At 63.7% G+C, this 21,525-nt stretch carries 28 protein-coding genes; 19 read left to right on the top strand and 9 right to left on the bottom strand.

The genetic code is table 11. The annotated features are described in order from the left end of the window. Positions 1–28 precede the first annotated feature (28 nt). From dnaQ to GGR38_RS07155, 15 genes are all read left to right on the top strand, one after another. The gene (dnaQ, locus tag GGR38_RS07085; RefSeq protein ID WP_183624007.1) at positions 29–721 is read left to right on the top strand and encodes a DNA polymerase III subunit epsilon; all 693 of its coding nucleotides are present in this window, start codon (positions 29–31) and stop codon (positions 719–721) included. Between the two features lie 61 nt (positions 722–782). After that, entirely contained in the window at positions 783–1,322 is a 540-nt protein-coding gene (gene hpf / locus GGR38_RS07090; protein WP_425497043.1) for a ribosome hibernation-promoting factor, HPF/YfiA family, read from the top strand. Positions 1,323–1,524: 202 nt separating this feature from the next. Beyond that, on the top strand, positions 1,525–1,983 hold the full coding sequence (locus GGR38_RS07095) for a PTS sugar transporter subunit IIA (protein WP_183624011.1): 459 nt from the start codon (positions 1,525–1,527) through the stop codon (positions 1,981–1,983). Next, complete coding sequence (locus GGR38_RS07100; RefSeq protein WP_183624013.1) at positions 1,980–2,318, top strand: DUF1491 family protein; 339 nt, start codon at positions 1,980–1,982, stop codon at positions 2,316–2,318. The genes GGR38_RS07095 and GGR38_RS07100 overlap by 4 nt, the downstream gene beginning before the upstream one ends. A gap of 197 nt (positions 2,319–2,515) precedes the next feature. Beyond that, positions 2,516–3,124 carry a cell wall hydrolase gene (locus GGR38_RS07105; protein WP_183624015.1) on the top strand — a complete coding sequence of 203 codons (609 nt, stop codon included), beginning with the start codon at positions 2,516–2,518 and terminating at the stop codon, positions 3,122–3,124. Positions 3,125–3,201: 77 nt separating this feature from the next. Then, on the top strand, positions 3,202–3,369 hold the full coding sequence (locus tag GGR38_RS07110; RefSeq protein WP_183624017.1) for a DUF1289 domain-containing protein: 168 nt from the start codon (positions 3,202–3,204) through the stop codon (positions 3,367–3,369). A 40-nt stretch (positions 3,370–3,409) separates the two neighbouring features. Further along, the gene (locus GGR38_RS07115; RefSeq protein WP_183624019.1) at positions 3,410–4,696 is read left to right on the top strand and encodes a glutamate-5-semialdehyde dehydrogenase; all 1,287 of its coding nucleotides are present in this window, start codon (positions 3,410–3,412) and stop codon (positions 4,694–4,696) included. Then, positions 4,660–5,349, top strand: a complete 690-nt coding sequence (locus GGR38_RS07120; protein WP_183624021.1) for a nicotinate-nucleotide adenylyltransferase — start codon at positions 4,660–4,662, stop codon at positions 5,347–5,349. Before GGR38_RS07115 ends, GGR38_RS07120 begins: the two co-directional genes overlap by 37 nt. Before the next feature lie 100 nt (positions 5,350–5,449). Continuing rightward, positions 5,450–5,857, top strand: coding sequence for a ribosome silencing factor (gene rsfS, locus GGR38_RS07125; protein WP_183624023.1), 408 nt, complete (start codon positions 5,450–5,452; stop codon positions 5,855–5,857). A 54-nt stretch (positions 5,858–5,911) separates the two neighbouring features. Beyond that, complete coding sequence (locus GGR38_RS07130; RefSeq protein ID WP_183624025.1) at positions 5,912–6,334, top strand: 23S rRNA (pseudouridine(1915)-N(3))-methyltransferase RlmH; 423 nt, start codon at positions 5,912–5,914, stop codon at positions 6,332–6,334. 3 nt (positions 6,335–6,337) lie between these two features. Beyond that, positions 6,338–7,546, top strand: coding sequence for a murein hydrolase activator EnvC family protein (locus GGR38_RS07135; protein WP_183624027.1), 1,209 nt, complete (start codon positions 6,338–6,340; stop codon positions 7,544–7,546). A 77-nt stretch (positions 7,547–7,623) separates the two neighbouring features. After that, the gene (locus GGR38_RS07140; RefSeq protein ID WP_183624029.1) at positions 7,624–8,961 is read left to right on the top strand and encodes a S41 family peptidase; all 1,338 of its coding nucleotides are present in this window, start codon (positions 7,624–7,626) and stop codon (positions 8,959–8,961) included. A 1-nt stretch (position 8,962) separates the two neighbouring features. Next, positions 8,963–9,442 (top strand): disulfide bond formation protein B, encoded by a 480-nt coding sequence (locus GGR38_RS07145; RefSeq protein ID WP_183624031.1) that lies wholly within the window; start codon positions 8,963–8,965, stop codon positions 9,440–9,442. Position 9,443: 1 nt separating this feature from the next. Beyond that, on the top strand, positions 9,444–9,962 hold the full coding sequence (locus tag GGR38_RS07150; protein ID WP_183624033.1) for a demethoxyubiquinone hydroxylase family protein: 519 nt from the start codon (positions 9,444–9,446) through the stop codon (positions 9,960–9,962). Positions 9,963–10,072: 110 nt separating this feature from the next. Next, a complete protein-coding gene (locus GGR38_RS07155; RefSeq protein WP_183624035.1) occupies positions 10,073–10,654 on the top strand; it encodes a hypothetical protein in 582 nt (193 codons plus the stop codon). Positions 10,655–10,669: 15 nt separating this feature from the next. Here the strand turns inward: GGR38_RS07155 and xth are convergent, their stop codons facing one another. The 3 genes from xth to GGR38_RS07170 form a co-directional block, all read right to left on the bottom strand. Continuing rightward, positions 10,670–11,443, bottom strand: coding sequence for an exodeoxyribonuclease III (gene xth, locus GGR38_RS07160; RefSeq protein WP_183624037.1), 774 nt, complete (start codon positions 11,441–11,443; stop codon positions 10,670–10,672). Between the two features lie 251 nt (positions 11,444–11,694). Beyond that, positions 11,695–12,033 carry an iron-sulfur cluster insertion protein ErpA gene (gene erpA, locus GGR38_RS07165; RefSeq protein WP_183624038.1) on the bottom strand — a complete coding sequence of 113 codons (339 nt, stop codon included), beginning with the start codon at positions 12,031–12,033 and terminating at the stop codon, positions 11,695–11,697. A 70-nt stretch (positions 12,034–12,103) separates the two neighbouring features. After that, positions 12,104–12,532, bottom strand: a complete 429-nt coding sequence (locus tag GGR38_RS07170) for a CBS domain-containing protein (RefSeq protein ID WP_172340018.1) — start codon at positions 12,530–12,532, stop codon at positions 12,104–12,106. Positions 12,533–12,701: 169 nt separating this feature from the next. Between GGR38_RS07170 and GGR38_RS07175 the strand changes: the two genes are divergently transcribed. Further along, the gene (locus GGR38_RS07175) at positions 12,702–13,001 is read left to right on the top strand and encodes a hypothetical protein (RefSeq protein ID WP_183624039.1); all 300 of its coding nucleotides are present in this window, start codon (positions 12,702–12,704) and stop codon (positions 12,999–13,001) included. Here the strand turns inward: GGR38_RS07175 and GGR38_RS07180 are convergent. From GGR38_RS07180 to GGR38_RS07200, 5 genes are read right to left on the bottom strand one after another with little or no spacing between them, the layout of a single operon-like run. After that, a complete protein-coding gene (locus tag GGR38_RS07180; protein WP_183624040.1) occupies positions 12,983–13,354 on the bottom strand; it encodes a (2Fe-2S) ferredoxin domain-containing protein in 372 nt (123 codons plus the stop codon). The two genes, GGR38_RS07175 and GGR38_RS07180, sit on opposite strands and share 19 nt — an antisense overlap. Continuing rightward, positions 13,345–13,776: an acyl-CoA thioesterase gene (locus tag GGR38_RS07185; RefSeq protein WP_183624041.1), complete on the bottom strand. Its 432-nt coding sequence runs from the start codon at positions 13,774–13,776 to the stop codon at positions 13,345–13,347. The genes GGR38_RS07180 and GGR38_RS07185 overlap by 10 nt, the downstream gene beginning before the upstream one ends. 39 nt (positions 13,777–13,815) lie before the next feature. Then, complete coding sequence (locus GGR38_RS07190) at positions 13,816–14,244, bottom strand: DUF2497 domain-containing protein (RefSeq protein WP_183624042.1); 429 nt, start codon at positions 14,242–14,244, stop codon at positions 13,816–13,818. Between the two features lie 42 nt (positions 14,245–14,286). Continuing rightward, entirely contained in the window at positions 14,287–15,750 is a 1,464-nt protein-coding gene (locus tag GGR38_RS07195) for a TolC family outer membrane protein (RefSeq protein ID WP_183624043.1), read from the bottom strand. After that, positions 15,750–16,355 carry a protein-L-isoaspartate O-methyltransferase family protein gene (locus GGR38_RS07200; RefSeq protein ID WP_246404297.1) on the bottom strand — a complete coding sequence of 202 codons (606 nt, stop codon included), beginning with the start codon at positions 16,353–16,355 and terminating at the stop codon, positions 15,750–15,752. The genes GGR38_RS07195 and GGR38_RS07200 overlap by 1 nt, the downstream gene beginning before the upstream one ends. A 294-nt stretch (positions 16,356–16,649) precedes the next feature. Here GGR38_RS07200 and GGR38_RS07205 point away from each other — a divergent pair, with 294 nt between their 5' ends. Then, the gene (locus GGR38_RS07205; protein WP_183624046.1) at positions 16,650–18,170 is read left to right on the top strand and encodes a fumarate hydratase; all 1,521 of its coding nucleotides are present in this window, start codon (positions 16,650–16,652) and stop codon (positions 18,168–18,170) included. A gap of 266 nt (positions 18,171–18,436) precedes the next feature. Beyond that, a complete protein-coding gene (locus tag GGR38_RS07210; RefSeq protein WP_183624048.1) occupies positions 18,437–19,165 on the top strand; it encodes a metallophosphoesterase family protein in 729 nt (242 codons plus the stop codon). Positions 19,166–19,186: 21 nt separating this feature from the next. On the opposite strand, the gene GGR38_RS07215 is transcribed toward GGR38_RS07210, so the two are convergent. Continuing rightward, positions 19,187–19,876, bottom strand: a complete 690-nt coding sequence (locus GGR38_RS07215; RefSeq protein WP_183624050.1) for a YiaD family glycine zipper/OmpA-like lipoprotein — start codon at positions 19,874–19,876, stop codon at positions 19,187–19,189. Between the two features lie 185 nt (positions 19,877–20,061). Between GGR38_RS07215 and GGR38_RS07220 the strand changes: the two genes are divergently transcribed. Next, positions 20,062–21,372, top strand: a complete 1,311-nt coding sequence (locus GGR38_RS07220; protein WP_183624052.1) for a CNNM domain-containing protein — start codon at positions 20,062–20,064, stop codon at positions 21,370–21,372. The last annotated feature ends 153 nt before the right edge of the window (positions 21,373–21,525 follow it).

Here is a 21,525-nt window from a genome sequence, read left to right on the forward strand (position 1 = left end):
CCCGGTTTCGAGGAGGATAGATATCACAATGCGTGAGATTATCTTCGACACCGAAACCACAGGTCTGGACCCCAAAAACGGCGATAGGCTGGTGGAAATTGGCTGCGTCGAAATGGTCAACAGGGTGGCCACCGGCGCGACCTATCATGCCTATTTCAACCCCCAGCGCGACATGCCAGCCGAGGCCGAACGGGTCCACGGCCTGTCCGAAGCGTTCTTGGCGGACAAGCCGCTGTTTGCGGAAAAGGCGCAGGAATTTCTCGATTTTATCGGCGATGCGCCGATGGTGGCGCATAATGCCGGTTTCGACTTTGGCTTTATCAATGCCGAGCTGACCGCCGCCGGTTTCGAGCCGGTCGGGCTGGATCGCATGGTCGATACGGTCAAGATCGCACGCCAGAAACATCCCGGCGCGAAAAACTCGCTCGATGCGCTTTGCACCCGCTATGGCATCGACCGCAGCCACCGAACCAAACATGGCGCCCTGCTCGACTCCGAACTGCTGGCGCAGGTCTATGTCGAATTGCTGGGCGGCCGCCAGATTGGTATGGAACTGGCCGCGCAAAGCGTTGTTATTACGCAAACAGTAACCGAAACCCACACGCAGGCGCCGCGTTCGCGACCCCTGCGCGAGGCCCGCCCTCATGCCGCCAGTCAGGAGGAACTGGACGCCCACGGCGCGTTTTTGAAATCGATCAAGGAGCCGATCTGGCTTCAGTGACTATCAAGAGATAACAACAAGAGGAGTAACAACCATGGACGTTCGCGTTTCCGGTCATCAAATGGAAACTGGCGATGCACTGCGCGTGCATGTTGAGGAGCGCCTGGCGGCGATCATCGACAAATATTTCGCGCGGGCGCTGTCTTCGGTTGTCACCTTCAGCAAGGCCCCGGGCGGTTCGTTCCGCAGCGACATCGTGATGCATGTGCGCCAGGGCCTGATCCTGAAGGGCGCCGGCCTCAGCCATGATGCGCACCACGCCTTTGACCAGGCCTCGGACAAGGTGGAAACCCAGCTGCGCCGCTATAAGCGCCGGTTGAGCGCGCGGCAGGAACAGGCCGCCCATTCGGTTCGTTCCGAAGAAGCCGCCTATACGATTTTCGTCGAACCCGAGATCGAGCAGGACGAGGCCCCCATTGAAGCGCCGCTGGTGATTGCCGAGCTGCGCGTCGATGTGCCCGAAACCACCGTGTCGGACGCGGTGATGATGCTCGACCTGCGCAACACTAACGCGCTGCTGTTCAAAAACGCTGGCACCGGCAAGCATAATATGGTTTACCGGCGCGGTGATGGGTCGATCGGCTGGGTCGAACCGTCCTGACGAACGTTAACGCGCTCCACGGCCCGGTGCCTTTGGCGCGGGCCGTGGTGTGTTTTTGGGACCACTGGCGGGGGCGTTTGGTCAAGGCGGTAAGCTGACGAACCAAACCTCTTTGCTTGTTTCGATAAAACCCGCTATCGGCCCGGCCGATCCCGCTTGGCTTCTTGGCGCGCGGGAGAGAAGGCTTAAACGAATTTTGGCGATGACCGCGCTGTTCACGCTCCTGCCTGATGCCGTCAGTACGGTAAAAGTCGATAGCAAGTCGGCTGTTCTCGATTGTCTGGCCGACCGCTTTGCGGCGGTGTACGGACTTGATCGGGCGCAGGTGCTTGAGCGTATCCTTGAACGGGAAAATCTGGGCAGCACCGGTTTCGGGCGCGGCGTGGCGATTCCCCATGCCCGCGTGCCGATGGTGGAAAAGCCGGTGGCCGTGTTTCTGCGACTGGCTGCGCCTGTGGCGTTTGAGGCGGCCGACGATATGCCGGTCGATCTGGTGTTCGGCCTGCTCAGCCCCGAGGCGGCGGGCGTGGTCCATCTGCATGCTCTGGCGGCGATCTCGCGGCTGATGCGCGATGACAAGATGCATGCCGCGCTGATGGAGGCGCCGGGCGACGAGGCGATTTATGCGCTGATCGCCAATGTGGCCGACCGCAGCACTTGAGCGAGCGATTACCCGCAGGAATCGAAGTTTCCGCGCTTTTGCGTCAGGTTCAGGCCGAGGGCGGCTTTGGCACGATCGTCGCGCGCGGCGATCCCGATGCGGGCACAGTGATGGTGGTTTTGTGCGACCGGGGCGGCGATTATCGCGCCTATGAACGGATGCCCAGCGCGGATGGCCACCGAATCTGGCAATGCGCAAAGAAGCAGAACGCCGAATCGCCCGATGAGTTCCCCGACTGGCTGAAAAAACGCGAGCGTCAGGACAGCGACCTGTGGATTGTTGAACTGGATATCGCGCGAGGTGAACGGTTCATCGGATTAACGGCAGATGACTGATTGACCCTGCGCGCCGCTTTGGGCAACGGGCGCACACCTAATCTCGCGAGGGCGGTCTGTCCGGCAATCATGCCGGAACGACAAGCGCGCAGACGGGGGACATCCGGCAAGCGGTCGGGCGGTTTCGGCGCCAGCAATGGCTAAAGACCCCGCTTCACCCTTGCGACAGGCTGTTCACCGCCCATTTGAAATTGTTTATGGCTCTCTTTCTGAAACGCGCCAGTCTGGCCTCGGTTGCCGCTGGTTTTCTGGTTTTGCTTTACAGCGCCGCCGGTTCGGGCGCAGCCGCTCAGGACAAAACCCAGTCGTCGGTTCAACTGCAACCTTCGCTCAGCGTGTTTAACGAGGAAAACACCTCGGACGCTCTGATTCCCGCCCCGCAGGCCCCCGCTTCGCTCGCCGACCTTGTCGCCGCAGAGCCCGAAGCCGCCTCGGAAACGTCGGAAGACATCAATTGTCTGGCCGGCGCCATCTATTTCGAAGCCGGTAACGAACCGCTCGATGGCCAGCTCGCCGTTGGCCGCGTGATCGTGAACCGCACCCGTTCGGGCCGTTTCCCCGCCTCTTACTGCGGCGTGGTGTATCAGCCCTCGCAATTCTCTTTTGTGCGCGGCCATCACATGCCCGCGATTCGGACCGAATCGCGCAAGTGGCAGAACGCTCTGGCCATTGCTCATATCGCCCATGACAACCGCTGGAAGTCGAGCGCAGAAGGTGCGCTGTATTTCCACGCCGCCCGTCTGGGTTCGCGCTGGCAGGACAAGGTCCGCGTGGCGCAGATCGAGAACCATATCTTCTATCGTTGATCCTTTTTGCGGATCGCGCGATCATTTCAGGCCCTCCGTCCTTGCCGACGGGGGGCTTTTCTTTATGGGCCGGCGCGATGAAATCCCCCGCCTCCCCCTGCAATGGCGTGTGCCGCCTTCATCCCACCCATGGCTTTTGCGCGGGATGCTGGCGCAGCGGGGATGAGATCGCGGCATGGCCCGCCATGTCGGACGGGGCCAAGCGCGCACTGCTGGCCACGCTAAAAAAGCGGCGCAAACGCTGAATGGCTGACAGGGCGGCGCAATTCTGTTAAGGGGCCGCGCATGTCTGATACGCAAACTCTTGAATCCGCCCAAACCGAAACGTCCGAAGCGCTGGTAGCGCGTCTGGCTAAGGCTGGCCGCGCGGCGCAGGTCGTGCTGGCGCGCATGACCACCCCGCAAAAGGCTGCGGCGCTGCTGGCGGCTGCCGATGCTCTGCGCGCGGCGGAACCAGCGATTCTGGAGGCCAATGCGCAGGATATGGTGGCGGGCGCCGCGCGCGGCCTGTCGGGCGCGATGCTCGACCGGCTGAAGCTGGATGCGGGCCGTCTGGCCGGGATTGCCGATGCGGTGGCGGCGGTGGCCGGTCTGCCCGATCCCGTGGGCGAGGTGATTTCGCAGGATGAGCGCCCCAATGGCCTCGTTCTGGCGCGGGTGCGCGTGCCTGTCGGCCTGATCGGCATCATTTATGAAAGCCGCCCCAATGTGACGGCGGACGCGGCCGCGCTCTGCATCGGTTCGGGCAATGCCGCGCTGCTGCGCGGGGGCAGCGAAGCGGTGCATTCCAATCGCGCGATCCATGCCGCGATGGTCAAGGGTCTGGTCAGCGCGGGCGTGTCCGAGGCGGCGGTACAATTACTGCCGACGCAGGACCGTGCAGCGGTGGGTGCGATGCTGACGGCGGCGGGGCTGATCGACATGATTGTGCCGCGCGGCGGCAAATCGCTGGTCCAGCGGGTTCAGGATGACGCCCGCGTGCCCGTGCTCGCGCATCTGGACGGCATTTGCCACACCTATGTTCACAGCGCGGCCGATCCTGACATGGCTCTCTCCATCGCGGTGAACGCCAAGATGCGCCGCACCGGCATTTGCGGTTCGATGGAAACGCTGTTGCTCGACGCTGCCTTCCCCGGCTCGGTCGCGGTGGTTCAGGCGCTGCTCGACAAGGGCTGTGAATTGCGCGGTGATGCTCGTGCCCGCGCGCTCGATCCGCGCATCCTGCCCGCCAGCGAGGCCGATTGGGATACCGAATATCTCGACGCGATCCTCTCGGTGGCCGTGGTCGATGGGGCCGAGGCGGCGATTGACCATATCGCCCGCCATTCCAGCCATCACACCGACGCCATCATCACGGCTGACGCTGCTGCTGCTGAGGAATTCCTCCAGCGTGTCGACAGCGCGATCGTCATGGTCAACGCCAGCACGCAATTTGCCGATGGCGGCGAGTTTGGGCTTGGCGCGGAAATCGGCATTGCTACCGGTCGCCTGCACGCGCGCGGCCCGGTCGCTCTGGAAGGGCTGACCACCTATAAGTGGCAGGTGCGCGGAACCGGACAGGTTCGCCCCTGAAACCCAATCCGCAACGTATCGGCCTTATGGGCGGGAGCTTCAATCCCGCCCATGGGGGCCATCGCCGCATCAGCCTCATGACGCTTGCCGCGCTGGGGCTGGATGAGGTGTGGTGGCTGGTGTCTCCGGGAAATCCATTGAAGCCTCAGGCGGGCATGGCCCCCCTGCCCGCGCGCGTGGCCTCGGCGCGGGCGCAGGCGCGGCGCGCGCCGATCCGGGTTTCGGCCATCGAGCAGGATCTGGGCACGCGCTATACTGTTGATACTTTGGCGCGGATTCGCCGCCGCTGGCCCGCAAAATGTTTCACGTGGATCATGGGCGCGGACAATCTGGCGCAATTTCATCGCTGGCGGCGGTGGCGCGATATCGCCCGCGCTATGCCGATTGCGGTTATTGCCCGTCCGGGCTATGATAGCGGCGCTGTTGCCAGTCCGGCGATGGCCTGGCTGCGCCGATTCCGGCGGCCTGCGGCCAGTTTGAAAAAGCCGGCTGGATGGAGCGCGCCAAGGCTGGTGCTGTTGCGTTTCGACCCCGATCCCCGTTCGGCCACCGCCATCCGGCAGGCCAATCCGGCATGGGCGCAGGGAGTGATTGCACCATCGCTGCGGGATGGCCTGACACGCCGCAGGATTGCCCATAGGGGACGGGCATGATGCGGCGAGACATGGCCATAAGCGTTTCCTATTGATCATTCTGGCACCCCGCCTCCAGCCGGAGCGGGCCTGCCACCAGAGAGGAGTTATTCTGACCTACATGCCCGATCCTATCACCCCTTCGCCCGCCATCCCGGCGGCGAAACCCGTTTCCACGCTGCCCGAATCCGTGCCCGGTTCGCTGCATGCGTTGATCCTGCAATCGCTTGACGACGATCAGGCGCAGGAAATTGTCTCCATCCCGCTGGAAGGCAAGACCTCGGTGGCCGATCACATGGTGATCGCATCGGGCCGTTCCACGCGTCAGGTGGCCGCGATGGCCCAGCATCTGGCCGAGCGTATCAAGCATGGCGGCTTTGGCCATGTCCGCATCGAAGGTCTGCCTGCGGCGGATTGGGTGTTGATCGATGCCAGCGATATTGTCGTCCATCTGTTCCGCCCCGAAGTGCGCAACTTCTACAATCTGGAACGCATGTGGGGCTTTGACGGACCCAGCGGTGCGGCCTGATCTGCACGACTGATCAGGTTTTTCGGGGGCGCGGCAAAAGGACGGGTCGGCACGATGCTGCTGCATATACTGGCCCGTGGGCGGATTGCCCGCTCGCCCGAAGGAGAGATGCTGGACCGCTATCTGAAGCGGATTAGCTGGCCGGTGAAGCACACCGAATTGCCGGACCGGGGCGGTACGCTTCCCGCCCTTGCCACCCCTGCTCGCCGCGTGTTGCTCGACGAGCGCGGGCGCCAGCTTTCTTCGGAAGAATTTGCCGCGATGCTGGGGCGTTGGCGCGATGATGGCGTGCGTGAGGTGCGCTTTGAAATCGGCGCGGCCGATGGGCATGGCGATGAGGGGCGCGCAGGCGCCGATCTGCTGATCGCCTTTGGCGCGATGACATGGCCGCATCTGATGGCGCGCGCGATGCTGGCCGAACAATTGTGGCGCGCCACCGCGATCCTGTCGGGCCATCCCTATCACCGGGCGAATTAAGCGATGCGGGCGGGGGCTCTGCTGATCGCCGTTTTGCTGGCCGGCGCGGCCGGGGCGCAGGTGACCAATGTGCTGGACGATCCGGCGCAGACTCCGGCCCAGACAAGGCGCGATCTGGCCGCCGCGCAGGCGCAGGCAAGTCAGGCGCGGGCCCGGGCCGAAAGCCTTGAACGCGGCGCACAGCAGGCCAGCGCCGCCGCCGACAAAGCCGCCCGTGAAGCTGCCGCTCTGGCCGCGCGGATTCAGGAGGCCGAGGCGCAGATCGTGGCCGACGAGGCGCGCATCCGCATCATAGAGCAGCAGCGCAGGGATTTGCGCGCAGAGCTGGCGCAAAGGCAGAAGCCGCTGGTGGAACTGACCGGGGCCTTGCAGCGCCTGTCCCGCCGCCCGCCGCTGGTGGCCCTGCTGCGCCCCGGCTCGCTGGCCGACAGCGTGCATACGCGCGCCCTTCTGGAAAGCATGCTGCCGCAGGTGCAGCGCCGCACCGCCGCCTTGCGCAGCGAACTCGCCCGCGCGCGCGCGCTGCAGGAACAGGCCAAGGCGGCCGAAGCCGCGCTGCATGGCGAGATTGCCGCGCTTGGCGCCCGTCGCCGCGATCTGGGCGCGATGGAGGCCCGCCAGCGTCAGGCCGCGCGCGAGGCCAATGGCGGGGCAAGCCGCGAGGCCGAACGTGCGCTGGCTCTGGGCGAAAAGGCGCGCGATCTGGGCGGATTGCTCGATGGGTTGGAGCAGGCGGCCGCGCTGCGGGACCGTCTGGCGGCGCTGCCCGGCCCAGTGCTGCGCCCTGCCGCAGGGCAAATGGCGCAGGAGGCCGCCTATGCCCCCTCGCCCAGCCCGACGCCCACGGCTCTCCCTGATTTCCTGTTGCCGGTAACGGGGCGGCTGATCTCGGGTTTCGGCGATGCTTCACGTGGAACAGCCGCGCGCGGGATCACTCTGCTGGTGCGCGCGCAGGCGCAGGCGGTAGCCCCATCGGCGGGGCGGATCGCCTTTGCCGGGCCGTTTGCCGGATATGGCCAGATCATCATCATCGACCATCCGGGCGGTTTCACCAGCCTGATCACCGGGCTTGAGCGGATTTCGGCGCAGGTGGGGGACAATGTCGTGGCCGGATCGCCGCTCGGCTCGGCCGGGCCCGGACGGCCCCAGATTACGCTGGAATTGCGCAGGGATGGCAAGCCGGTAAACCCGCTCGATCAACTGCACCATTAATTCTTGCAACATAGCCTATCTGGCATTGTGCGCCCAACCCGGCTAGGTTTACCCCCGATTATCCAGAAAGGCCCCCCATGCGTTCACGTTTAGCCACTCTTGCCCGCGCCGGACTTTTGCTGGGGGCGGTGGCGATGGTGCCGGTGGGCACGGCGGGTCTGGCCGCGGTGGATGGCCGCGTGGCGCCGCAATTTGCCCGGCTTTATACCGTCTACAGCCTGATCAAGGCGCATTATGTCGATCAGACCGATGACGAGAAACTGGTCAAGGGTGCGATTGACGGGATGCTCTCCAGCCTCGATCCGCATTCCTCCTATCTCGACGGGGCCAGCCTTGAGCGGCTGCGTACGATGATCGACGGGGGCTATGCGGGTCTGGGCATTTCGGTGGTGCAGGAGGATGGCGCGGTCAAGGTGGTCAGCCCGATGCGCGGCAGCCCGGCCGAGCAGGCCGGCGTCAAGGCGGGCGATTATATCACCCATCTGGACGGCAAGTTCATCGTGGACGGCGATCTGGACGATGCGGTGGCCAAGATGCGCGGCGCGGCAGGCACCCAGATCAAGCTGACCATCTATCGCCCCGGCCGCGAGGAGCCGTTTGACCTGACGCTGACCCGCGCGGTGATCACGCTGGAGCCGGTGACGAGCAAGCTGGAAGGCAATGTGGCGGTCGTCACGGTCAATGAATTCAGCCATGATGTGGGCCGTCTGGTGTTTGAACAGATCCAGAAGCAGCGCGCGGCGGCGGGCAACCGGCTGACCGGCGTGGTGCTGGATCTGCGCTCGAATCCGGGCGGTGAACTGGACGAGGCGGTGGCCCTGTCCGACCTGTTCCTGAGCGGCGGCACGGTAGTGTCGCAGCGCGGGCGTCAGGCGGGTGAGAATGCGGTCTATCGCGCCGAAACCTATTTCCCCGGCGATCTGGTCAAGGGCCTGCCGGTTATCGTGCTGATCGATGCGGGTTCGGCCAGCGCTTCGGAAATCGTTGCGGGCGCATTGCAGGATCAGCATCGCGCGCTGATCATGGGCGAGCGCAGTTTCGGCAAGGGCAGCGTGCAGACGATGATCCCCATCGACAGCGCCCATGCGGTCAAGCTGACCACGGCGCGCTATTACACGCCGTCGGGCCGCAGCGTGCAGGAAGGCGGCATCGAACCCGACATCCGCGTGCCGCAGATTTCCGACCCCGACGCGCGCAAGCGCAGCGAAAAGGCCCTGCGCGAGAGCGATTTGCGCCGCCATCTGGTCAATGAAAAGGGCGTCGATGACAAGAAGCTGGAGAAGGACAACACGCCCGATCCGCGCTTCAAAATGACGCCCGAGGAATTGACCGAGAAGGGCATCAAGGATTTCCAGCTGTGGTATGCGCTGCAGACGATCAATCGCACGGCGACGCTGGCGGCAAAGGGCAAGTGAGATGAAAAATCTGGGCGCTGGTTTAAACCGGGCAAATCTGGTCGCATTGGCGGTGCCGCTGGCGCTGCTGGGCGGGGCCTATGGGTTTCAGTATATCGGGGGCCTCGTGCCTTGCGAGATGTGCTGGTGGCAGCGCTATGCCCATTTTGCCGCGCTGGGGCTGGCGGTGGCGGCGTTTGTGCTGCCGGTGAAGCGTTTGTTTGTGGCGCTTTCGGGGCTTGCTCTGGCGGCGGCCTCGGCCATTGGCGGCTATCATGCGGGCGTCGAATATGGCTGGTGGAAGGGGCTGACCGAATGCACCACCACGGTCAGCTTTTCCAATGGCGGCGATCCTTTGGCCGCGATCATGGCGGCGCCCGTCATTCGCTGCGATGTGGTGCAGTGGAAGCTGATGGGCATTTCGATGGCCGGTTTCGATTTCCTGATTTCGGGCGCGGCGGCGCTGGTGGTTTTCGCGCTGATGGCGCGCAAGGAGCGTTGAGATGGCGGTTTCGCAGCGCGTAAAGCGGATGGTGCGCGTCGATCAGGCGGGCGAATATGGCGCGGTGCGCATCTATGCCGGGCAACTGGCGGTGATGGGCGACCGCGGACCGCATTCGGCCAAGATCCGCGAGATGGAAGCGCAGGAAGTCGATCATCGCGCATGGTTCGACCGGCTGATCGTCGAGCGGCAGGGGCGGCCTACGGTGCTTCAGCCGATCTGGCATGTCGCGGGCTTTGCGCTGGGCGCGGCTACGGCGCTGATCGGGCCGGAGGCGGCGATGGCCTGCACTGCGGCCATCGAGACTGAGATCGACCTGCATTATACGCAGCAATTGGAAGAACTGGGCGATGAGGACCCCGAACTGGCGGGCCTGATCGAAAAGGCGCGCGATGATGAGCGTGAACACCGCGACACCGCCTTTGCCAATGGGGCTGAGCGCGCGCCGGCCTATCCGCTGCTGTCGGGGGCGATCCGGTTGGGGTGCCGATTGGCGATCCGCCTGTCGGAACGCATCTAAATTGTTCTGGCGCAAGCCGGATGCGGCCAACTTCAGCTAGCATTCACCCGCTATCGCAGAGGGCTGGGTCAGCCTATATTGCCGCCAAACGCATTGAGGAGCCTGTTGCCATGTTTCGCCCGATTCTCACCCTCGCTGCCGTTTTGGGCATGGCTGCCCCCGCTCTTGCCGCCCAGCCCAGCGGCACGCAGATCACCGCCCCGGGGGGCGAGCGGGTCAATATGGTCATCATCTTTGGCGACGATGCCTGTCCGCAGGGCAAGGGCGATGAAATCACCGTCTGCGCCCGCAAGGCCGAGAGCGAGCGCTATCGCATCCCTGAGCCGTTCCGCGAGAACACCGGCGGGCCGAAGAACGAATCGTGGAATAACAAGGTGATCGCCTATGAGCGCGTAGGCGCCACTGGTGCTCAAAGTTGTTCGCCGGTGGGCGCGGGCGGCCAGACGGGCTGCGTCTCGCAATTCATCAAGAACGCCTATGCCGAGCGCAAGCAGTCGAGCGATGTGCAATTTTCCAAGATGATCGAAGCCGAGCGTGAAAAGCGCCTTGGCAAGATCGATTCCGAGGCCGCGCGCACCCAGTCCGATGTCGAGGACGAGGAAAAGGCCTATTTCGCCCGCAAGCAGAAGCAGGCTGAAGCCGAAGCCAAGGCCAAGGCGGCGCAGCACGGCCCCCCCGCCCCCGGTCAATAAGGCCCCGGTTAATAATTAATCGCGGATTTCGACCCAGACTGGCGCATGGTCGCTGGCTTTTTCCCGGCCGCGATGCGCCTTGTCCACCCCGCAGGCCACCAGCCGATCCGCTAGCTCTGGCGAGAGCAGCGCGTGGTCGATGCGGAAGCCATTGTCCTTCTGCCAAGCGCCGGCCTGATAATCCCAATAGGTCCACACGCCGCCATTGGGATTATGGGTGGCGATGGCATCGGTCCAGCCATCATGCAGCAGGCGCAGATAGGCATCGCGCGATTCGGGCTGCATCAGCGCATCCTCGGCCATAGCCTTGGGGTTCCAGATGTCGCGGTCGGTGGGGATGACGTTGAAATCGCCCGTGACGATGGCGGGGATTTCCAGCGCCTTTAATTCGGCCATCCGCGCGCGCAGACGCTCCATCCAGCGCAATTTATAGTCGAATTTGGGGCCGGGTTGGGGATTGCCATTGGGCAGATAAATGCCCGCGATCCGCACGCCGCGCACCTCGGCCTCGATATAGCGGCTGTGATCGTCCTCAGGCTCGCCTGCAAGGCCGCGCTGGGTCTCGATGGGCTTCTCGCCCCGAGCAAGGATCGCCACGCCGTTAAAGCTCTTCTGGCCGTGCCAGATCGCCTGATAGCCGATCTTTTCAAACTCATCGGCCGGAAAGCCCTCGTCCTGCGTCTTGATCTCCTGAAGACAGGCGACATCAGGCTGCGTTTCCTCCAGCCATTCCAGCAGGCGCGGCAGGCGGGCCTTGATGCCGTTGATGTTGAAGCTGGCGATTTTCATGAGGATGCAGGTCCTTGGGAAGAGAAGTTTAAGGTGCCTCCGGCGGGCAAAGGGACTCGGTCCCTTTGCAATCCCATGACTGGGATGGTGCCGGTGGCAAACTCAGCCTTCTTTACCGCCGGAGGCAATAATTGAAAGCGGCTTCGCCGCGTGGTGCTTCCCCGCGAATCTCACGTGCGCCCATTATGGGGATTGCAAAGGGTCAGGACCCTTTGCCCGCCGGAGGCACCCTTAACCTTTAACCCTTAACCTCAAACCGCAAACGAAGACCCGCACCCACACCCGGCCACGGCATTGGGATTTTCGACCTTGAACGCCGCCCCGCCCAGCGACTCGACATAATCGACGACGCAGCCCGATACGAGATCGAGGCTGACCGAATCGACGACCAGCTTGACGCCATCGGTTTCGACGACGGTATCATCGTCCTCGATGCTTTCGGCCAGGCCATAGCGATATTGGAAACCCGAACATCCGCCCCCTTCGACGGCAAGGCGCAGCATGGCCGGTTTGCCCTGTTTCTGCGCGATCCACGCGACTCGGGCGGCGGCGGAGGGGCTGAGGGCGATGGTGGGGGCGGTGTCAGTCATGGTGCCAATGTAGGCGCGCGCCCGCCCACTCGCAAGGCGGGCGCGCGCCCATCAATCCAGATGACAGCGGTCAGGCCATCTGGATGTAATCACGCAGAGCATCGGCTTCGCCCTGAATGCGGTCGATCCGGTATTTCACGAGGTCGCCGATGGAGATGAAATCGACCATCCGCCCTTCGCGCAGCACCGGCAGGTGGCGGATACGGCGGCGGGTCATCAGACCAAGTGCTTCAAGCGCCGAGGTTTCCGGGTCCACCGTGATCGCGGGCGAGGTCATCACCTGCCCCACCACCATGTCGAGCAGGGCCGGGCCATGTTCGTTGAGGCGCGAGATCACATCGCGTTCGGAAAAGATCCCGGCGATGGCATGGCCATCGAGCACGGGGATCGCGCCGATCCTCTTGTCCGCCAGCAGGGCGATGGCATCGCGCACTTTCATCGAGACGGTACAGCCAACGATATTAACGTTGCGGCCTTCGATCAGACGAGCAATCGACATGTTTCCTCCATCTCCCTTTTTGCGGGCTTTTTGTCTATTTGTATGAGTATGACATAGGCCATCCCCCATGAAAAGTGGGGAATTGCGCGGGTTTTGGTGCTTGGCCTGTTAACTGTCACCCATGCGCCACGCTTGAAACATGGTGGCCAAAGGCGCATGAAGACGCGCGATGACCAACCGTGCTCCTTTTTCCGATACGGCTCAGGCCGCCGCTGCGTGGGCGCGGTTTCGGCGCATCATGCGCTGGATGTTTCTGGTGACGATGACCACGGTGATCGGCGCCCTGACCGTCCTGTACAAACAGGAAGGCATGGTCAGCCCGCATTTCTATATTGCGGTGGCGATCGGCGTGTCTTTTGCGATGCTTTTGATGTCGGCGCTGATGGGGCTGGTGTTTCTCTCCAGCGCCAGCGGGCACGACGAGGACGTCAGCGAAGGCCCCAAGGACGATCAGGACCTGAGCCGGTAATCCTCCACCGGCACGCCGCCGATGATATGCTCCTGAAGGATGCGTTCGAGCACTTCCTCGGTGCAGGAATGATACCAGACGCCATCGGGATAGACCACCGCCACCGGCCCGGCAAAGCACACGCGCAGGCAATCGGCCTTGCTGCGCATCACGCCTGCCTCGGTCAGGCCCAGTTGCTTGACCCGCTTTTTGAGATAGGCCCAGGCCTTGCTGCCCACCGCCGGGGTGCAGCATTCGCCCTTTTGCGGCTCGGCGCAGAGGAAGATGTGGCGCTGGACCCCGCCGGGCGCGGCCGCCCCTGCCTTGGCCAGCGCGGCCTGCGCCAGCGCGATGTCGTCAGGCTTTACCGACATTTCCACGCCTCGATCGCTTCCCGCAGCCCCTCAGGCAAAGGCGCGGCCTTGCCATCGACCACATGCACCGCCACCGCTTCGGCCAGAGCCACCGGGCGACCATCCTGCATCAGCAAATGACGCAAGCGCAGGCTGCGATCCCCCACCGCCGAAAGGCCCGAATGGATGGTCAGCGGATGGGGATAATGGGCCTGCGCCAGATAATCGATGTTCAGCGAGACGACCATCGTCTGCGCCCCCGCCGGGATCGCCTTGGCAAATCCGCTGGCCATATGAAAACGCACGCGGGCGTCCTCAATGATCGCCGCCATGGCCACATTGTTGATGTGGTTGTTGGGGTCCAGATCGGCATAACGGGTCGTCACCTCGCAGACATGCGGGTAACCGGCGGGATCGAGCAGCGCGGGATCAGGTTTGGCCATGCCCTTGTCCTATCAGGACAAAGGCGGGAGGGCTAGATATTAGCCCTTCTTGCCGACGATCTTGGCGATTTCAGCCGCGACCATGCGCTCGACCATCGCGGGCAGGTTCTGGTCCAGCCATTCGCGCAGCGCGGGCTTGAGCAGATCGGCCACCAGCCCTTCGAGCGAGGTTTCGCCGCTGCGCACGATCTGGGGGGGGCGGCTGGGCTGTGACATCATGGCCAGAGCGGCCAAAGATTCGCGCATCGAGGAGATCGCGGGTTCGCTGACGAGGTCGGCGGCGGGGCTTGTCGGGGCCGGTTCCTCGTGAAAATACTGATCCGAATCAGCAAGATCGAGCACATCGTCCTCATGCGATTCGGCGCCGTTCAACCGGGGCGCAGCCGCGGGGCCGCGATTGTCGCGCGCAATCACTTTTTTAATCGAATCAAGGATTTCCTCGACCGAAGGTTCGCCCTGTGCGCGCATTCTATGTGCCCCTGAAAATCGCATTATCGCCGAAATCGGCCCTCAATTGCCAAATGTTGAACCGTTCTGGGCAGGTGTGTCAACGGTGCGCGTGGGTTGGCCCGCGCCCTGCACCTTGTCCACGCCCCAGTCGCCCAGCGTCCCGCGCGCGTCGCGATAGTGGATTTCCGGGTCATAGAGCGCGCCCGCATCCAGCCCGAGATCCTTGCCCGACACCCGGCCCATGGCCGACAGCAGCGAGAAGCCAGCCACATAGGCATTGCGCCGCGCGGTCACCAGTTGCACCTGCGCGTTCACCAATTCCTGCTCGGCATTGAGAATATCCAGCACGGTGCGATTGCCCACGCTGTTCTCCGCCTTCACCCCGCGCAGCGAAAGTTCGGCCGCCTCGACCGCAGTCTGACTGGCGGTGATGATTTCATTGGCCGCGCGATAATTGGAAAAAGAGGCGCGCACGCTGGCGATCACCTGCCGCTCGGTGGCGATTTCATTGTCCATCGCCTGTCCTTCGCGGGCCTGCGCCTGCTTGATCTGGGCGCTGGGCCGTCCGCCCTGATAGAGCGGGATCGTGGCGCGGATGCTGACATCGGCGGTGGCGGCCGATTGCGCGATGGGGAAAGGAAAATTGCCGCGCAGCGCCAGTTGGCCCAGATAATCGGTGTAATTGCCATTGGCCACCATGCTGACCTTGGGCATGCGCGAGGCGCGGGCCACATCGCTGTCAAAGCCTGCGGCCTTGCTGCGCTCGCGCGCGGCGGCCAGATCGGGGTTGGCGTCCAGCGCAATGCCCACCGCATCCTCGGGCGCGGCGGGAAGGCTGGGCAGCGGCGGCGGCGGGGCCAGTTCGCCCGCCTCATGGCCGATGATCTGGATATAAGTCTCGCGCGCCTGCACCAGACTGGCCTCGGCGCTGCGCAGATTGCCCTGCGCCACGGCCAGACGCGATTGCGACTGCGCCACGTCGGTCTTGGTCACATCGCCGATCTGAAACCGGTCGCTCGTTGCTTTCAGGTTGGTCACCAACGTCTGCACCTGCGCCTTGTTCAGGCGCACAATCGCCTCGGTGCGGATCACATCCAGATAGGCGGTGACGGCCTGGGTGAACACACCCGCCTCGGTGGCGCGCAGATCGTTGCGCCCGGCGATTACCCGCGTATCGGCGGCGCGGATCGCATTCTTTACCCCGCCCCCGTTGTACAGCGGCACCGACAAAGTGCCCACCGCCGTGACCATGCGCGGCATATCGGTGGTCGAGGCCGGGTTCTGGCGAACATATTCGGTTTCGGTGGCGGTGGCGTTCAAGGATGGAAGGCCATCGGCCCGCGCCAGCGGCACGCCCGCATCGGTGGCGCGCAATTGTTCGCGCGCGCCCAGCAAGGTCGGGTTGCTGGCATAGGTTGCGGCCAGCGCGCTGCGCAGATCCTCGGCGTGCAGAGGAGCTGCCACAAGAACCATGGCCGGGCAGGACAAAAGCAGAAGCTTGCGCGTTACCCGGCCATCGATCATCAGAAACTCCAGTGTTTGGGCGCGGCCAGTTCGGCAATCGCGGGAATGCCAAGATCGGCCAGCGTGATATAGGATACGGCGCCCGCCACCTTGCGGCCCAGCGCCAGGCGCGAAACGCCCTTTTCGACCAGACCCGTGACGATGCGGCCATCGGCCGCCAGCGCATCGTTCAGAACAGCAGGCACTTCGCCCGCCGCACCGTCGATCAGGATCAGCGAATAGCCGGTGCCGGGCAGACCCTTGCCCAGATCGGCGGCGTCCACCTTGTCCACGCTGCCCGCAAGGCGCGCAACCACGGCGGCCAGGTAATCGCTGCCTGCGGTCACGACCAGAACCTTGTCCTGCGCGGTGGGCTCGGCGGCGCCCAGCACCTTGCCATGAAACAGCGGCGCGGGCAGCGCGCGGCCATTGCCCAGCGGCACGGCGCGGTCGATATAGGCGGCCGCGCGGTTGGCGGCGGGCAGGTAATCTTCGCGCGCAACACTGGCCAGAGCCGAAAGCACCCACGGCTCGTTCACGCCGCAAGTGCGCAGCTGGCTGTCGATCATGGCGCGGCGGGCGGTGCCTGCCTCGGCGCCTTGGGGTGCGTAGTGGATTTCGCTCATGCCATCACAATCCTTGACCAAGGCCGTATTACATACATAACACAGTAATGCAATAGGCCAGACCTGTGTTCTCTATCGCGCGCGCTTCTAGGGCAAACGGCGGGCCAAAGCCAAGCGCTTTGACACGGGAATCCGGGCAAATTCGCCACAAGCGACACCGACTTTTGTCATAACCGCCGCTTTACCCTTGGCGAAGCGGGGCAATCATGCCTATGGACCGCCCCAACCGATCATACGAATGCGCCTTGGCCCCCCTTCTCTATGGCCAAAGGCCCAGAGCGAAGGAGCGCCCCCATGGCCGAATTGGTGACCATCAAGGAACAGGATCTGATCGACAGCGTGGCCGATGCGCTGCAATATATCAGCTACTATCACCCGATGGATTACATCCGCGCATTGGGCGACGCATACGAGGCCGAACAGGGCCCCGCCGCCAAGGACGCCATCGCCCAGATCCTGACCAACAGCCGCATGTGCGCCGAAGGGCATCGCCCGATCTGTCAGGACACCGGCATCGTCAATGTGTTCATCCAGTGGGGTCAGAACTGCATTCTGGAATCCGAGATGAGCCTGCAGGACGTTGTCGATGAGGGCGTGCGCCGCGCCTATAACAACCCGGACAACAAGCTGCGCGCCTCGGTGCTGGCCGATCCGGCCTTTACCCGCCGCAACACGCGCGACAACACGCCCTGCGTTCTGCATGTTGATATGGTCAAGGGCAGCAAGATCCATGTGGACGTGGCGGCCAAGGGCGGCGGCAGCGAAAACAAGTCGAAGTTCAAGATGATGAACCCGTCCGATTCGATCGTCGACTGGGTTCTGGAAATGCTGCCCCAGATGGGCGCGGGCTGGTGCCCGCCGGGGATGCTGGGCATCGGCATCGGCGGCACGGCCGAACATTGCGTGCTGCTGGCCAAGAAGGCGTTGATGGAACAGATCGACATGGCCCAGTTGAAGCAGCGCGGGCCGCAGAACGATCTTGAAGCGCTGCGCATCGAAATCTTCGACAAGGTCAACGCGCTGGGCATCGGCGCGCAGGGTCTGGGCGGTCTGGCCACGATCCTCGACGTCAAGATCATGGATGCCCCCTGCCACGCGGCGGGCAAGCCGGTCGCCATGATCCCCAATTGCGCCGCTACGCGCCACGCTCACTTCACGCTGGACGGCAGCGGGCCTTCCTATCTCGAAACGCCCAAGCTGGATGAATGGCCCAAGGTTCACTGGACCCCCGATGCGGCGGCCAAAAAGGTCAATCTTGACACGCTGACGGCTGAAGAAGTGCAGAGCTGGAAGCAGGGCGACCGCCTGCTGCTCAACGGCAAGATGCTGACCGGCCGCGATGCCGCGCATAAGCGGATCAAGGACATGCTGGCCAAGGGCGAGGAACTGCCCGTCGATTTCAAGGGCCGCGTGATCTATTACGTCGGCCCCGTCGACCCGGTGCGCGAAGAAGTCGTCGGCCCCGCCGGTCCCACCACCGCCACCCGCATGGACAGCTTCTCCGACCTCATGCTCGACCTTGGCCTGCTGGCCAGCGTGGGCAAGGCCGAGCGCGGCCCCAAGGCCACGCAGTCCATCGCGGCGCATAAGTCCGCCTATCTGATGGCAGTCGGCGGTGCCGCCTATCTGGTCGCCCGCGCGATCAAGGAATCCAAGGTCGTTGGCTTTGCCGATCTGGGCATGGAAGCGATCTATGAATTCACCGTCGAGGATATGCCGGTGACCGTGGCCGTCGATTCCGAGGGCAAGAATGTCCACCAGCTCGCCCCGCTGGTATGGAAGGAAAAGATCGCGGCTGAGGGGTTGTTGGTCTGATTTAACGGGGGTTTTGCCTCCGGCGGGCAAAGGGACTCGGTCCCTTTGCAATCCCGTTAATGGGGTGCGCGTGCTTTGCAGGGATGCGGATCGGGCGATGAATTGAAAGCCTGCGGCGCGGGGAGGTCACTTCCAAAAGCGCCGCAGGCTTTTCCATGTCGAACGGCGCGTCCGACACCCTTCCGCGGAACCCCAAACGCAACAAAGACAGTAATGGGAGCGCGAGGGACTAGTCCCTCGCATTATCTTCCCCTACTCCCCTCCCCATGCCCCAACTCTTCCACATCTCCGACCTCCACTTCGGCGCCGAGGACCGCGCCGCGCTCGACTGGCTGAAACAGGAGATCGCGCGGGGGAGACCCGATGCCGTGATCTGCACCGGCGATCTGACGATGCGGGGGACCGTGCGCGAATTTGACGCGGCGGGCGATTATCTGCTGAGCCTTGGCATTCCGGTCAGCATTGAGCCGGGCAACCACGACATGCCCTATTATTGGGAGATGGTGAGCCGCCTGCGCCGTCCTTTTGCGCGGTTTGAGGCTTTGCGCGCGCGGGCGCATTCGGATCTGCCGCTGGGCGATGTGACGCTGGCTTCGCTGCCCACGGTGACGCCGGCGCAATGGCGGATCAACTGGTCGAAGGGTTGTGTGAAACAGCCTGCCCTCAATGCCGCGCTGCGCAGGCTTGAGGGTGCGCAGGGCTTGAAGCTGGCCGCGTGCCACCATCCGCTGGTCGATGCCGATACGCATGGCACGGGATCGACGCGCGGCGGGCGGCGGGCGCTGGCGGCGCTGGCGGGCGCAGGGGTGAGCGCGGTGCTTTCGGGCCATGTACATGACCCCTTCGACCTGAATGTCGAAACCGAAAACGGCCCGATCCGCATCATCGGCGCGGGTACTTTGTCCGAGCGGACCCGCGCCACGCCGCCCAGCTATAACCGGCTGGATTATGCGCCCGAAACGGGCCTGAGCGTGGCGGTTCGGGCGGCGGGGTAAACCCGCCGCCCAAATCCCCGTTTACTGACCGCGCGCGGCGTTCACCTGTTCCTGGGTGATCGGCACGATCTTGATTTCCACGCGGCGGTTCTTGGCGCGGCCTTCGGGTGTGCCATTATCGGCCACCGGCATGGTCGCGCCATAGCCCTGCGTGCGGATGCGCGCCTGCGACACGCCCTGCGTGCCGAGATAATCGCCCACCGTGCGCGCACGGTTTTCCGACAGCGTCTGGTTCAACTGGGCACTGCCGGTGGAATCGGTGTGGCCGTAAACGTCGATCAGGCTGTTGGGATAATCCTTCAGGCTCTGCGCGATCTTGTCCAGCGTGGGGCGGAATTGCGGGTGAAGCATGTAAGAGCCGGTGTCGAAGGTCACGCCATCGGGCAGGCTGAGCATGATCGAGCGGCCATCGTCGGAGGGGCGAATGTCCACCCCGGTGCCCACCGTCTGTTCGCGCAACTGCTTGATCTGCTTGTCGCGTTCATAGCCGATGGCGCCGCCCGCGACGCCGCCGATGCCCGCGCCGATGATGCGGCCCGTGCCGCCCCCGATCAGCCCACCCAGCAGCATGCCGCCCAGCGCTCCCGCGCCTGCGCCGATGGCCGTGCGCGACACTTTCTGCTGGCCGGTGTTGGGGTCGGTTACGCAACCCGAAGTTGCCAGCAGCGCGGCAACGGCAAAACCAGCGGTGAAAATACGTGCCTTGGTCATGGGTATCTCTCCATGGAAATCGGCCCGCGGTGGGCCCCCTGATACTTTTGTATTTCAGCGATTGTGCCTGAATCTAGCATTGCTGAACGCGAGGAGCCATCGGTCTGGCGGCAATTTGTAACAGTTTTTATACGTTTCCTCGCGCCCCCTTCGCCTTTGCGAACAAAGCTGCTAGGGATGGTCTCGTGACACCCTTTCCCTGGATAGATGTTCTTGTCATTGGTGGGCTTATTGTCCTCAATGGCGTGTTTGCCATGTCAGAACTGGCGATTGTTTCGGCGCGCACGGCAAAATTGCGCGTGCTGGCCGATCGCGGCAATCGGGGGGCGCGGGCCGCGCTCGATCTGACCGCCGATCCGGGCAAGCTGCTTTCCACCGCGCAAATCGGCATCACGCTGGTGGCTGTGGTTACGGGCGCCTTTTCCGAGGCCAGTTTTTCAACCCCCGTGGCCGAACGCATCGCGCATTGGGGCATCCCGCTGGCCTATGCCGACCGTCTGGCCAGCGTGCTGGTGCTGGGGCTGACCACCTTTGTCAGCCTGATCATCGGCGAACTGGTGCCCAAACAGGTGGCGCTGGCCCATGCCGAGCGGATTGCGATCATGGCCTCGCCGCCGATGGCGATGATGGCGCGGTCAACCGCGCCGCTGGTCTGGCTGCTGCGTGTGTCTTCGGATGCCATCCTTGGCATGATCGGAGTGAAAACCGGCGAGGAGCAGCAGGTGACCGCCGAGGAAATCCACCTCGTCTTTGCCGAGGCGACGCGTTCGGGCGTGATCGAGGAGGAGGAGCGCGCGATCATGACCGGCATCATGCGTCTGGCCGAAAGGCCCGTGCGCGAGGTGATGACGCCGCGCACCGAAATCGACTGGATCGAGCGCGGGGCCAGCGAATCGGACGTGCGCGCCGCCATCGCCGAAAGCCCGCATTCGCTGCTGCCCGTGACCGATGGCGCGGTCGATAATATCGTGGGCGTCATCAAGGTGCGCGAGGTGCTGGCGCAATTGCTGGCAGGCGGGCCGCTGGATCTGGAAAGCCTGATCCACAAGGCCGAAATCGTGCCGGATCAGATCGACGCGATGGACGCGCTGCGCGTGCTGCAAAATTCCGGCCTGTCGATGGCGCTGGTGCATGATGAATATGGCCATCTCGAAGGTATCGTCACCCCAGCCGACCTGCTCTCGGCCATCGCGGGCCATTTCGCCTCCTATCAGGACGAAGGCGATGGCCCGATGGTGGTCACGCGTGAGGATGGCTCGCTGCTGATTTCTGGCGCCCTGCCCGCCGATTCGCTGGGCGACCGCTTTGGCATCGAAGTGCCCGAAACGCGCGATTATGCCACCGTGGCGGGCTATGCTTTGTCGATTTTGAAGCGTTTGCCCAAGGAGGGCGATCACTTTGTGGATCAGGGCTGGCGCTGGGAGATCGTCGATATGGATCGGCGCAAGATCGATAAATTGCTGGCTAGCAGGGTTGAGGTTTTGGAAGAGGGTTAAGGGAGTTTAGATGCGAAGGTCTAGACCCTCGCGCTCCCTTTACTGTCTGCGTTGCGCCAAGGGTTCGGCGTTTGGTGTCGGACGCAGCGTTTGAGATTTTAAAGCCTGCGGCGCGGACAGGCATGAGTTTGCCGCGCCGCAGGCTTTCACACA

Source organism: Novosphingobium sediminicola (assembly GCF_014196525.1).
GTDB classification, from domain to species: domain Bacteria; phylum Pseudomonadota; class Alphaproteobacteria; order Sphingomonadales; family Sphingomonadaceae; genus Novosphingobium; species Novosphingobium sediminicola.